13 protein-coding genes are annotated in these 12,311 nt (G+C 71.5%); 9 read left to right on the forward strand and 4 right to left on the reverse strand.

Features of this window, described 5'->3' with window-relative positions; genetic code table 11:
- Nucleotides 1-242: 242 nt before the first annotated feature.
- A complete protein-coding gene (locus ACZ4AA_RS06320) occupies nucleotides 243-881 on the forward strand; it encodes a uridine kinase family protein (RefSeq protein WP_467596295.1) in 639 nt (212 codons plus the stop codon).
- 183 nt (nucleotides 882-1,064) lie between these two features.
- On the opposite strand, the gene ACZ4AA_RS06325 is transcribed toward ACZ4AA_RS06320, so the two are convergent.
- Nucleotides 1,065-1,859, reverse strand: a complete 795-nt coding sequence (locus ACZ4AA_RS06325; RefSeq protein WP_467596299.1) for a SigE family RNA polymerase sigma factor — start codon at nucleotides 1,857-1,859, stop codon at nucleotides 1,065-1,067.
- Nucleotides 1,860-2,155: 296 nt separating this feature from the next.
- Here ACZ4AA_RS06325 and afsQ1 point away from each other — a divergent pair, with 296 nt between their 5' ends.
- The 5 genes from afsQ1 to ACZ4AA_RS06350 all read left to right on the forward strand — a co-directional run bounded on the left by afsQ1 (nucleotide 2,156) and on the right by ACZ4AA_RS06350 (nucleotide 5,993).
- Nucleotides 2,156-2,833 (forward strand): two-component system response regulator AfsQ1, encoded by a 678-nt coding sequence (afsQ1, locus tag ACZ4AA_RS06330; RefSeq protein WP_037625670.1) that lies wholly within the window; start codon nucleotides 2,156-2,158, stop codon nucleotides 2,831-2,833.
- Nucleotides 2,830-4,413, forward strand: coding sequence for an ATP-binding protein (locus tag ACZ4AA_RS06335; protein WP_467596304.1), 1,584 nt, complete (start codon nucleotides 2,830-2,832; stop codon nucleotides 4,411-4,413). The genes afsQ1 and ACZ4AA_RS06335 overlap by 4 nt, the downstream gene beginning before the upstream one ends.
- The gene (locus ACZ4AA_RS06340; RefSeq protein ID WP_467596307.1) at nucleotides 4,410-5,060 is read left to right on the forward strand and encodes a hypothetical protein; all 651 of its coding nucleotides are present in this window, start codon (nucleotides 4,410-4,412) and stop codon (nucleotides 5,058-5,060) included. The genes ACZ4AA_RS06335 and ACZ4AA_RS06340 overlap by 4 nt, the downstream gene beginning before the upstream one ends.
- A gap of 63 nt (nucleotides 5,061-5,123) precedes the next feature.
- Nucleotides 5,124-5,705 (forward strand): VanZ family protein, encoded by a 582-nt coding sequence (locus ACZ4AA_RS06345; protein ID WP_467596310.1) that lies wholly within the window; start codon nucleotides 5,124-5,126, stop codon nucleotides 5,703-5,705.
- Nucleotides 5,706-5,789: 84 nt separating this feature from the next.
- Nucleotides 5,790-5,993, forward strand: a complete 204-nt coding sequence (locus tag ACZ4AA_RS06350) for a PspC domain-containing protein (RefSeq protein ID WP_467596314.1) — start codon at nucleotides 5,790-5,792, stop codon at nucleotides 5,991-5,993.
- A 216-nt stretch (nucleotides 5,994-6,209) separates the two neighbouring features.
- Here ACZ4AA_RS06350 and ACZ4AA_RS06355 read toward each other — a convergent pair whose 3' ends face one another.
- A complete protein-coding gene (locus tag ACZ4AA_RS06355) occupies nucleotides 6,210-6,563 on the reverse strand; it encodes an ATP-binding protein (protein WP_467596317.1) in 354 nt (117 codons plus the stop codon).
- Nucleotides 6,564-6,706: 143 nt separating this feature from the next.
- The gene (locus ACZ4AA_RS06360; RefSeq protein WP_467596320.1) at nucleotides 6,707-7,861 is read right to left on the reverse strand and encodes an adenosine deaminase; all 1,155 of its coding nucleotides are present in this window, start codon (nucleotides 7,859-7,861) and stop codon (nucleotides 6,707-6,709) included.
- A gap of 113 nt (nucleotides 7,862-7,974) precedes the next feature.
- Here ACZ4AA_RS06360 and ACZ4AA_RS06365 point away from each other — a divergent pair, with 113 nt between their 5' ends.
- Complete coding sequence (locus tag ACZ4AA_RS06365) at nucleotides 7,975-8,736, forward strand: alpha/beta hydrolase (protein WP_467596324.1); 762 nt, start codon at nucleotides 7,975-7,977, stop codon at nucleotides 8,734-8,736.
- 2 nt (nucleotides 8,737-8,738) lie between these two features.
- On the opposite strand, the gene ACZ4AA_RS06370 is transcribed toward ACZ4AA_RS06365, so the two are convergent.
- Complete coding sequence (locus ACZ4AA_RS06370; protein ID WP_467596328.1) at nucleotides 8,739-9,701, reverse strand: LysR family transcriptional regulator; 963 nt, start codon at nucleotides 9,699-9,701, stop codon at nucleotides 8,739-8,741.
- 62 nt (nucleotides 9,702-9,763) lie between these two features.
- Here ACZ4AA_RS06370 and ACZ4AA_RS06375 point away from each other — a divergent pair, with 62 nt between their 5' ends.
- Both ACZ4AA_RS06375 and ACZ4AA_RS06380 read left to right on the forward strand, forming a co-directional pair.
- Nucleotides 9,764-11,056: an MFS transporter gene (locus ACZ4AA_RS06375; protein WP_467596332.1), complete on the forward strand. Its 1,293-nt coding sequence runs from the start codon at nucleotides 9,764-9,766 to the stop codon at nucleotides 11,054-11,056.
- 173 nt (nucleotides 11,057-11,229) lie between these two features.
- On the forward strand, nucleotides 11,230-12,306 hold the full coding sequence (locus ACZ4AA_RS06380) for a sigma-70 family RNA polymerase sigma factor (RefSeq protein WP_467596335.1): 1,077 nt from the start codon (nucleotides 11,230-11,232) through the stop codon (nucleotides 12,304-12,306).
- The last annotated feature ends 5 nt before the right edge of the window (nucleotides 12,307-12,311 follow it).

Below are 12,311 nucleotides of genomic sequence, written 5' to 3' on the forward strand. Positions count from 1 at the left end.
AGCGGTGGTTGAAGAACGGGGAAGTGGAGCGGAGTGCGATGGGTGCGACACGCAGAGTAGTTGACCCGGATCGCCGCCGGGCGATCTCCGCGGCGGATTCGCCCCTGCGGGGCAACAGGCATATCAGCGCCACTCGTCACATCCGCCCGGCATCCGTCCTCACCCGCGGCGGAGCCGGGGATAATGAGGGGGGACCGCGCCGACGCGCGGTCCGCCGGACCTGTCACAGAAGGTGCAGACCCTTGGGTTCCCCTCTCCCGATACCCGCCCGCGTGGTGCTGCTCTGCGGTCCCTCCGGCTCCGGGAAGTCCCTTCTCGCCGCCGCCTCGGGACTCCCCGTGCTGCGCCTCGACGACTTCTACAAAGAGGCCACGGACCCGACGCTGCCCCAGGTCGAGGGCAGCGAGGACATCGACTGGGACCACCCGAGGTCGTGGGACGCGGACACCGCCGTCGCCGCGATCGAGGAACTGTGCCGTACGGGACGTACGACCGTCCCCGTCTACGACATCTCCCTGAGCGCCCGCACCGGGGCCGAGGCCCTCGGCATCGACGGGGCGCCGCTGTTCATCGCGGAGGGGATCTTCGCCGCCGAGATCGTCGGACGCTGCCGCGAACTCGGCCTGCTCGCGGACGCGTTGTGCCTGTCCCGGGGCGCGGTCACCACGTTCCGGCGCCGGTTCGTGCGGGACCTGAGGGAGGGCCGCAAGTCGGTGCCCTTCCTGCTGCGGCGCGGCTGGCGGCTGATGCGCTCGGAGCGTTCCATCGTGGCGCGCCAGGCGGCCCTCGGCGCTCACCCGTGCGACCGGGACGAGGCGCTCGGCCGGCTGACGGCGGCCTCGGCCGCGGGGCGGGCGTCCGCCCCCACGACGGCCGCGTGACCCCCGGCAACAGAAAGAAGGTCCAAGCGGACCCCCGACCGCCTGGACCTTCTTCTGTTTCCCCCGTGGTCCCCCGTGACACGGTCAGTACCCCGTGACCCGTTTCCCCGTGACCTCGGTGTCGGCTCCCCCCGGAACCGACATCCCCTTCACCGGCTCCCCCCGGAGCCGGCCCCCGTTCCCTCAGGCGACGAGCTCCCCGAAGGACTCCTCCTCGTCACGGCCGAAGCTGAGGACCTCGTCCTCGCGCATCCGGCGGAGCGACCGCCAGATGCTCGACTTCACCGTGCCGACACTGATGCCGAGGATCTCCGCGATCTCCGGGTCGGTGCGGCCCTCGTAGTACCGCAGGACCAGCATCGTGCGCTGGAGTTCGGGCAGCCGGGCGAGCGCCTGCCACAGGACCGCGCGCAGCTCGGTGCCGCGCATCGCGTCCGTGTCACCGGGCGTCTCCGGCAGCTCCTCGGTCGGGTACTCGTTCAGCTTGCGGCGGCGCCACGCGCTGATGTGCAGATTGGTCATGGTGCGGCGGAGGTAGCCCCCGACCGCGGCCTTGTCACTGATCCGGTCCCAGGCCCGGTACGTCGAGAACAGCGCGCTCTGGAGCAGGTCCTCGGCCTCGAAGCGGTCACCGGTCAGGTGGTAGGCGGTTGCGTACAGGGAGGCGCGGCGTTCCTGGACGTAGGCGGTGAAGGCCGCTTCGGCCTCTCCGCTCACCGTCCCGGGACGACGCTCCCCCGAGCCCTCCCCGTACGCGGCTCCCCCGTGAGCCTTCCCCCCCGTCGCGCCCACGGCGGCCTGCGCCGTGGTGTTCTCCCCCGTGAAACCGTCAACCACCGTCATGTACGCGGTGTGCTGACGCCCGGTGCCACGAGCGCACCCCCGCTGGCTCACGACACCGGACTTCTCCGCCGTCCGGTTGACGTCGTGGAGCCGCGTGACAACTGCGCTAGTGCTGGTGCTGTGCAGCGTGTTCATCTCGCGCCCCCCGTCGTGGAGTCCCGGACCTTCGGTTCGTTCCGTCGTGCGTCCTGCCTTGTGCCGAGAAGCTTGCCGGGCCCACTTCATGGCCGTGTCCGCCGACTGTCACAGACCTGTCACAGGGGTCATCCACGGGCGCGGCACAGCGCGATCACAGAGAAGAGCGGTACGACTACGCAGACGGCTCCTCGGGCCCCGGCCGCCGCCCAGGAAGGCCCCCGATGTGCCCGGGAGGCGAGTGGGAGCGCTCCAACAGTCGATACCCGGGCCTGACATGGGCCAGAATGACGTTCGTGCCTTCCCTGTTGCTGATCGAGGACGACGACGCCATCCGGACGGCCCTGGAGCTCTCTTTGACGCGCCAGGGTCACCGGGTGGCCACCGCTGCCACCGGCGAGGACGGTCTGAAGCTGCTGCGCGAGCAGCGACCGGATCTGATCGTGCTGGATGTGATGCTGCCCGGCATCGACGGTTTCGAGGTGTGCCGGCGCATCCGGCGCACCGACCAGCTGCCGATCATTCTGCTGACCGCGCGCAGTGACGACATCGACGTCGTGGTCGGACTGGAGTCCGGCGCCGACGACTACGTCGTCAAGCCGGTGCAGGGCCGGGTGCTCGACGCCCGGATCCGTGCCGTGCTGCGCCGCGGCGAGCGGGAGGCGAACGACTCGGCCTCGTTCGGCTCGCTGGTCATCGACCGTGCCGCGATGACGGTCACGAAGAACGGTGAGGATCTGCAACTGACGCCCACCGAGCTGCGGTTGCTCCTGGAGCTGAGCCGCAGGCCCGGACAGGCCCTGTCCCGGCAGCAGTTGCTGCGTCTGGTGTGGGAGCACGACTACCTGGGCGACTCACGCCTGGTCGACGCCTGTGTGCAGCGGCTGCGCGCCAAGGTGGAGGACGTGCCGTCCTCGCCCACCCTGATCCGTACCGTGCGCGGCGTCGGCTATCGGCTGGACAACCCTCAGTGACCAAACCGCAGGACAAGCTCCGCGGCTGGGCCGCGGCGCGCAAGGCGTTGCTGTCCGGTCTGCGCTTCACCAGTCTCCGGCTGCGCCTGGTCGTGGTGTTCGGCCTCGTGGCGCTCACCGCCGCGGTGTCCGCCTCGGGCATCGCGTACTGGCTCAACCGCGAGGCCGTGCTGACGCGCACCCAGGACGCGGTGCTGCGTGACTTCCAGCAGGAGATGCGCAACCACGCGAGCATGCTGCCCGTGCACCCGGCGCAGGACGAACTCCAGCGCACGGCCGGGCAGATGGCGAACAGCAGCCAGCGCTTCAGCGTGCTGCTGACCGCCGAGGACGTCGACGGCAAGATGATCACCGGTAACTCCGAGCTGGACACGTTCACGCTGGAGGACGTGCCCAAGTCCCTGCGGAACGCGGTGAACAGGCAGCAGCCGTTGACCTCGGCCAACCAGTCCGCGTACCACCTGTACTGGCAGCGGATCACCGAGCACGACAAGTCGTATCTGGTGGGCGGGGCCCGCGTGATCGACGGCAGCACGACCGGCTACATGCTCAAGTCCCTGGAGCCGGAGGCCAAGGACCTCAACTCCCTGGCCTGGTCGCTCGGTATCGCGACGGGGCTGGCGCTGATCGGCTCGGCGCTGCTCGCCCAGGCGGCCGCGACCACGGTCCTCAAGCCGGTCCACCGCCTCGGCATCGCGGCGCGCCGGCTCGGCGAGGGCAAGCTGGACACCCGGCTGCGGGTCTCCGGCACGGACGAACTCGCCGATCTGTCACGGACGTTCAACCGGACGGCGGAGGCGCTGGAGAAACGGGTCGCGGACATGAGCGCGCGGGACGAGGCGTCCCGCCGCTTCGTCGCCGACATGTCCCACGAACTGCGGACACCGCTCACCGCGATCACCGCCGTCACGGAGATCCTCGAAGAGGAACTGGACGCGCAGACCGGCAGCGTCGACCCGATGATCGAGCCGGCCGTCCGGCTGGTCGTCAGCGAGACCCGGCGTCTGGGCGACCTCGTCGAGAACCTGATGGAGGTGACCCGCTTCGACGCGGGCACCGCCCGGCTCATCCTCGACGACGTGGACATCACGGACCAGATCACCGCGTGCATCGACGCGCGGGCCTGGCTGGACGCCGTCGAACTGGACGCCGAGCGCGGCATGACGGCCCGGCTCGACCCGCGCCGCCTCGACGTGATCCTGGCGAACCTGATCGGCAACGCGCTCAAGCACGGTGGTTCACCAGTGCGGGTGTCGGTGCGGGTGGTGGGCGAGGAACTGGTCATCGAGGTGCGCGACCACGGCCCCGGCATCCCGGAGGACGTCCTGCCGCACGTCTTCGACCGGTTCTACAAGGCCAGCGCGTCCCGCCCGCGGTCCGAGGGCAGCGGACTCGGTCTGTCCATCGCCCTGGAGAACGCGCACATCCACGGCGGCGAGATCACCGCGGCGAACTCTCCCGAGGGCGGGGCCGTGTTCACGCTGCGCCTGCCCCAGGGCGCGTCGGAACTGCTCACCGACGACCCGCGGGGCCGTGACGGCTCCGCGCCAGGGAACGGCACGGAAGGCACCGCCGGATGACCACCGCACACCCCACCGGCCCGGGAACAGGCCCCTCCTCCCGCCGAAGGGTGCTGCCCTGGCTGGCCGTTCCGCTGCTCGCCGCGCTGCTCTCGGGGTGCGGCATCCGTCCCACGCAGGTGCCCACCGACTTCGGTCCGGCGCCCTCGCGGGTGCCCTGCGCGCTCTCCGGCCCCGACATCACCACCCAGTCCTCGCACGGGGTCCCGGTCCAGGTCTTCCTGCTCTGCTCGGAGCAGCTGGTGACGGTCGACCGGTCGGTGCGCATCGCGGACGGCACGGCGGAGGCGGCGCGCCGGGTCCTGGTGGCCCAGGCACTGCTGGACGAGCTCGCCGAGGCCCCGGCGACGCCCGAGGAGCAGGCCGGGTACACGACGGACGTACGCGGGGGCATGACGGTCAGCGGACCTCGCGTCGGGGACCCCGAGGACACGCTCCGGCTGAGCACCCCGCCGCAGGACCTGACCTCGACGGCCCTCGGCCAGATCGTCTGCACCTTCTCGGACTCGGCCGCGGCGCGGGACGACGGCAGTGTCGTCCTGGGCGGTCCCGCCCCCGCCGGCCTGCGCAGTTACGAGTGCACGCCGGAGACGCGTGCCGCCCCGGGGGACAAGGCACCGACGTCCACGGCGGTCCGGGGTTCGTAACGCTGCGGGGCCGAAAACCAGCGCAACGGAACCGATCGTGCCGGAGCCCGCGTCTTGGGGGGCGTGCAGCGTCATGGTTCAGAGGACGGCAGCGCCGTCACCCGCGTCCGTGTGGCAGGAGGTGTCCTCCTCGTCGCACATCTGGCGCTCGTCGCCTGGATCACGCTGCGTCCACTGGACGTCCCCTGGGTCAGCGCCGCCAATCTGCGGCCCTTCGCGGGCATCAGAGCCGATCTCGCGCTGGGCCCCGCGGTGGCGGCCCGGCGTATCGCCGCGGGTCTCGGCCTGCTCGCCCCGCTCGGTGCGCTGCTCCCGCTGGCGGGCGGCAGGCTCTGTGTCTCCCCGCTCGGCTCGCTGCTGCGCACGACCGCGGCGGGCGTGCTGCTGTCGCTGGGCATAGAGCTGCTCCAGACCGGGGTGCCCGGCCAGGTCGTGGACATCGACTCGATCATCCTGAACACCGTCGGCGTGGCCCTCGCGCACCTGGCGATCGTGCCCGCCGCCCGGGCCCGGCTCCGCCGCAGGGCCGAGACGCGGCGCCGTGCGGCCGTCCTCCCGGAGGACCACGCTCAGGGTAGGACCCCGACGATTCCCAGGGTCGGGATCGCTCCCTGGAGCGAGGTTTCGCGCACGTCGTCCTCGTAGCGTTGAGGACATCGGTGAAGGCACCGATGAGAACGAGGCAGCCGGCCCCGCCGGCGCTCGACGACGGTTCGCGAAGGAGCCACCATGACCGCCCTTGCCCGCCCCACGAACGGCCGCATGATCGGCGGAGTCTGTGCTGCGCTGGCACGGCGCTTCGGCACCTCGGCGACGACGATGCGCGTCGTCTTCCTGCTGTCCTGTCTGCTGCCCGGCCCGCAGTTCCTGCTCTACATAGCGCTGTGGATCCTCTTCCCGTCCGAGGACAAGGTCGCCCGCGGCGCCTGGTGACCCGGGGCGACACCCGGCGGCGGCCGCAGGACGAGCGCACGCACACGGCGAACGCCGGTGGGGCGCACCCGAGAAGGGTGCGCCCCACCGGCGTTCGTACGGCCGGGAGCGGGTGCGGCCGGACCACGCGCGAACCGGTCCCCGTACGGCCGGAAGGCCCCGGGCTCGGACAGGCAGGGGGCTCTCCGTCCGCCGGGGAACGCCGGCGGGCGCGTGTCAGCCCAGCGGGATCCCGTTGACCGGCAGGCCGTGCGTGGGCAGACCCTGGAGCGGCAGACCCCCGAGCAGTCCGGCCACGGGCGCGGCCGGCCCGTCGGCGAGCAGTCGCGTGGCGGCGGGCTTGGCGGCGGCCACGCCCGAGCCGAGCGCGCTCTGGCCCTGGGTGAGCGTCTGACCGGCACCGGGCAGCATCGCGGCGACGTTCTCGGCGGGCAGCGTCCTGGTGACGGTGTCCAGCGCCCCGGAGGCGTCCGGCACGGCCGGGGCGGCGTTCGCGGCACCCGCGCCGACGGCGGCGAATGCGGCGCCGAGAGCGGCGACACCGAGAGTCTTGACAGCAGACTGCTTCATCGTGAATGCGTCCTTGGGGTGGGTGGGACAGGTAGGTGAGCGGTCCAGAACCGTAAACACGCGACCCCACCGTCCGCAAACGTCGAAAAGCGGCCGAGTCATGGAGGAAAAGTGAAGACCCGGCCGCTTTCCATTCACCTCGATCAGGCGTTTTCTCCTACAGAACCGCTGGTGGAGGCGGCCTGCTGGAACAGCCATTCGGACTTCAATTCTGCATATCCGGGCTTGATCACGTCATTGATCATGGCCAGCCGTTCATCGAAAGGAATGAATGCTGACTTCATAGCATTGACCGAGAACCACTGCATGTCGTCGAGCGAGTAACCGAACGCCTCGACCAGGTGCTCGAATTCCCGGCTCATACTCGTGCCCGACATGAGGCGATTATCGGTATTGACCGTCGCCCGGAAGTGCAGCCGTCGCAGCAGCCCGATGGGGTGGTCCGCGTACGAGTCCGCGGCGCCGGTCTGGAGGTTCGAGCTCGGGCACAGCTCCAGCGGGATGCGCTTGTCGCGGACGTACGACGCGAGCCGCCCGAGCTCCACCGAGCCGTCCTCGCGCACCGTGATGTCGTCGATGATGCGGACGCCGTGTCCGAGCCGGTCGGCGCCGCACCACTGGAGGGCCTGCCAGATCGAGGGAAGGCCGAACGCCTCACCGGCGTGGATGGTGAAGTGGTTGTTCTCGCGCTTGAGGTACTCGAAGGCGTCGAGGTGCCGGGTGGGAGGGAAGCCGGCCTCGGCGCCCGCGATGTCGAAGCCGACGACGCCCGAGTCGCGGTAGCGGTTGGCGAGTTCGGCGATCTCCAGGGCGCGGGCCGCGTGCCGCATCGCGGTCAGCAGGGCGCCGACCCGGATGCGGTGGCCGTTCTCGCGGGCCAGCCGTTCCCCTTCACGGAAGCCCTCGTTGACCGCCTCGACGACCTCTTCGAGGCTGAGGCCGCCCTCCAGGTGCTGCTCGGGCGCGTACCGCACCTCGGCGTAGACGACCCCGTCCTCGGCGAGGTCCTCGGCGCACTCGGCGGCGACCCGCACCAGGGCCTCACGGGTCTGCATGACGGCGCAGGTATGGGCGAAGGTCTCCAGGTACCGCTCCAGCGAGCCGGAGTCGGCGGCCTCGCGGAACCAGATCCCGAGCTTGCCGGGATCGGTCTCGGGCAGGCCGGAGTAGCCGGTTTCGCGGGCGAGTTCGACGATCGTGCCGGGGCGCAGGCCCCCGTCGAGGTGATCGTGCAGCAGGACCTTGGGCGCCCGGCGGACCTGCTCCGAGCTCGGGGTGTTCCGGATCTGGCTCGTCATTTCGGCACTGTAGCCCCTACGCGCGTAGATCTCCTGGTGTACGCATCCGCCGATATGTAACGGTGACCGTGCGGACGGGTGGCGTACACCCTTGCTTCTGACACTGTTCTGTCATGGGACAGCAAGCGACGGCGGTTCGCAGGGCCCGGCTGGGGAGGGTGATCGGCGCGGAGCCGACGGCGGTCAGCGGAGTGGTTCTGCTGTTGCCGGGCGGCGAGGAGACCTCGGCTCGAAGACCCTCGCCCATGATGGCGACCGCCTCCGTACGCGCGCTGGGGCGCCGGCTGACCCGTGCCGGACGCGCGGAGGGCCTGGTCGGCCACGTGGTGCACTACCGGGTCCGCGGATGGAACGGCAGCGAGGCCCATCTCGCGGCCGACGCCTCCTGGGCCGCCGACGAGATCGTCCGCCGCTACGGCGACGTGCCCGTGTGCCTGGCCGGCATCGACATGGGCGGCCGGGCGGCGCTGCGCTCGGGCGGGCATCCGGCCGTCAACTCCGTGCTGGCGCTGGCACCCTGGCTGCCCGAGGACGATGTCGCGGCGCCACCCGAACCGGTGAAACAGCTGGCCGGACGGCGGGTGCTGATCGTGCACGGCACCAACGACGCCCGCACCGACCCGGAGTTGTCCTTCCGGCTCGCGGCCCGCGCCAAGAAGGCCAACCGGGGGATCTGCCGCTTCGAGGTCCACTCGGACGGACACGCGCTGCACCAGCACCGGCACGAAGTCCTCGCCCTCGCCGAGGACTTCGTCCTGGGCTCGCTGTTCGGGCACTCCTATTCCCGCCCGGTCGAGGACGCCTTCGCCGCACCGCCGCCACTGGGCCTGCGGATGCCCCTCGCGGCGGGCTTCGGACAGTCGCTGCGCCGCTAGCCTCACTCGGGGAGCAGGTGGCCGCGGCGGGAGAGCAGGAACTTCTTGAAGGCGGCCACCGGCGGGGTGTCCGGGTGGCCGTCGAGCCAGGCGACGCCGATCTCGCGCACGGCGCGCGGAGCGGTGACCGTCAGTTCGACAACTCCCGGACGGGCGACGGCCGGTGGCGGCAGCAGGGCGACCCCGAGGCCGGCCGCGACAAGGCCCCTGAGCGTCTCCGCCTCCTCCCCCTCGAAGGCGATACGCGGCCGGAACCCCGCCTCCTGGCACAGGTCGTCGGTGATCCGGCGCATCCCGTAGCCGGGTTCCAGGGTCACGAAGATCTCGTCGGCCGCCTCGGCGAGTCGGACCCGCTTGCGCCCGGCCAGCGGATGGTCGGCGGGCACGACCAGACGCAGCTTCTGCTCGTCGAGCCGGCGGCCCACCAGATCGGGCGCGTCCGGCACGGGCGAGGTCAGACACAGGTCCAGCTCCCCCGACCGCAGCCGCTCCAGCATGGCCTCCCCGTAGTTCTGCACGAGGCTGAAGCGCACGCCCGGGTGATCGGCGCGGAACGCGCGGATCAGCCCCGGTACCGTCTCCGAGCCCATCGTGTGCAGAAAGCCGAACGCCACCTTGCCGGTGGCCGGGTCGGCGTCCGCGCGCACCTGCTCGGCGGCCCGCTCGACCTCGGCGAGGGCCCGCTCCACGGAGGAGAGGAAGGCGCGGCCCGCGGGGGTCAGCGACACCGTCCGGCCGTGGCGCGCGAACAGGTCGACGCCCAGGTCCTGTTCGAGCCTGACCATGGCCCTGGAGAGGGTCGACTGCGGGACCCTCATCTGCTCCGCGGCCCTGGTGACGTGCTCGGTGCGCGCGACACCGGCGAAGTACGCCAGGCGCGGAGCGAGCAGCCGCGCGAAGCGCGCGCCGTCTTCTGTGTCACTGAACGGTGACAGGTGAGCCTCTGACCTCTGCTGATGCGCCACGGGAACGATTATGACGATTCCATGCATTGGACGGATGAACGACGTGTGCCTACGTTCGAGGTATGCCTTCCGCCAGTACCGGGGCGCCCGTCACCACGGGCGCCGCCGCCTCCGCTCCCGCCGCCGTCTCCGCCGCCACCGACTCCCGCATGGCCCCCGGCGGGCCCGGCTACCGCCGGATGAGCTTCGCGCTCTTCCTCGCCGGTGTCGCGACCTTCGCGCTCCTCTACTCCACCCAGGCCCTGCTCCCGCTGGTCTCCTCGGACTTCGGGGTCAGCGCGGGCGAGGCGAGCTGGACGGTGTCGGCGGCGACGGGCGGGCTCGCGCTGTTCGTGCTGCCGATGAGCGCGCTGTCGGAGCGTTTCGGACGGCGTACGTTGATGACGGCGTCCCTGGTGGTGGCGGTCACGGTCGGTCTGCTGGTCCCCTTCGCGCCCTCGAGCGGGGCGCTCGTGGCCCTGCGGGCGGTCCAGGGCGCGGCGCTCGCGGGACTCCCGGCCTCGGCGACGGCGTATCTGGCCGAGGAGGTCCGTCCCAAGGCGCTGATCACCGCGATCGGTCTGTTCGTCGCCGGCAACAGCGTCGGCGGGATGAGCGGCCGGGTCATCACCGGCTGGGTGGCTCAGGAGTGGGGCTGGCGGGTGGCCGTCGGCACGATCGGGCTGATCGCCGTGGTCTGCGCGGTGGCCTTCCGGCTGCTGCTTCCGGCGCCGCGGCACTTCACGCGGGGTTCGCTGCGGCCCCGGGTGCTGGCCCGCACGGTGCGCGGCCATCTGGCGAACCCGCTGCTGTGCCGTCTGTACGCGATCGGCGCGCTGTTCATGATGGTGTTCGGCGGGGTCTACACGGTGATCGGCTACCGCCTCGCCGAGGCGCCCTTCTCGCTCCCGCAGGGCATCGTCGGCTCGGTCTTCCTGGTCTATCTCGTCGGTACGGTGTCGGCGTCGACGGCGGGCCGCCTGGCCGGGCGCCTGGGCCGCCGCGGTTCCCTCTACCTCGCGGGCGCCACCACGACCGCCGGTCTGCTGCTGACCCTCGCCGGCTCCCTGGCACTGGTCCTGCTCGGTCTGGTCCTGATCACCGCGGGCTTCTTCGCGGGCCACGCGGTGGCGTCGTCGTCGGTGAGCCACACCGCGAAGGAGGGCCGGGCCCAGGCCTCGGCGCTCTACCAGTCCGCGTACTACATCGGCTCCAGCGCCGGCAGCACCCTGGGCGCGGTCGCCTTCCACGCGGGGGGCTGGGCGGGCACGGTGACCATGGGGCTTTTCGCGGTGCTGGGCGTCGTCTCGATCACCCTGTTCGGCTCCCGCGCGGCCCGCACCGCCGCACGCCGGGCTCCCGCACTGGCCCACTGAGGCCCGCGGTGTCCGCCGAGCCCGCCCGCGCCACGTTCGGGCGGGCTCCGGAACACCCCTGGTGACCTGCTGCTTTCCCCGCTCCGCACGCCATTGTCAGTGGGCTGCGATAGCTTCCGAAGTGCCGGCGCGACGACGCGCGACACGGGAAGCTGCCACAGGGGTGGGTAGGCATGAGCGAGGGCACGGCGACAACGGCGGACCTGGACGTCCGGCTGGAGAAGCACCGCACCGAGCTGACCGGGTACTGCTACCGCATGCTCGGCTCGTCCTTCGAGGCCGAGGACGCGGTGCAGGACACGATGGTCCGGGCCTGGCGCGGCTACGACCGGTTCGAGGGCCGTTCCTCGATGCGGTCCTGGCTGTACCGGATCGCGACGAACGTGTGTCTGGACATGCTCAACGCGGGCAACAGAAGGGCTCGTCCGATGGATCTGACGGGCCCCTCGCCGCTCGCGCAGGCGGCGCTCACCCCGCGCCCGGACAACACCTGGCTCGAGCCGGTTCCGGACGCCCGTGTGCTGCCGGCGACCGGTGACCCGGCGGAGGCTGCGGTCGCCAAGGAGTCGGTGCGCCTGGCGTTCATGGCGGCCCTCCAGCAGCTGCCGCCCAAGCAGCGCGCGGTCCTGATCCTGCGCGAGGTCCTGGCCTGGCGGGCGAGCGAGGTCGCCGAACTCCTCGGCACGACGGTCGCCTCGGTCAACAGCGCGCTCCAGCGGGCCCGGGCCACCCTCGCGGAGAAGGCCGAGGCGGGCGCGGACGCCGCCGTCTCCGACCCGCTCGACGAGGAGCAGCAAAAGCTCCTGGAACGCTATGTGGCGGCCTTCGAGGGGTATGACATGACGGCCCTGACGGCTCTCCTGCACGAGGACGCGATCATGACGATGCCGCCGTTCGACCTGTGGCTGCGCGGCCCGGGGGACATCACGGGCTTCATGACGACCCTGGGCGCGGCCTGCGCCGGTTCACGGCTGGTCCCGGTCGAGGTCAACGGCCTGCCGGGCTTCGCCCAGTACAAGCCGGACGAGGACGGCGGCGGTCACACGGCCTGGGCGGTGCAGGCGCTGGAGATCTCAAAGGGCCGTATCGCCGGGTTCCACTGCTTCCTGGACACGGCCCGCTGGTTCCCCCTCTTCGGGCTGCCCCTGCGCCTCGACGGATCCGGGGAGGCCGGGGCCCCGGGCGACCGCGCAGCCGGTGGGCCCGGAGCCGTCGCAGGTCTCGAAGCGGAGGCCGACGAGATCGAGTAGGGCGC

This window comes from Streptomyces sp. NPDC024698 (assembly GCF_055559015.1).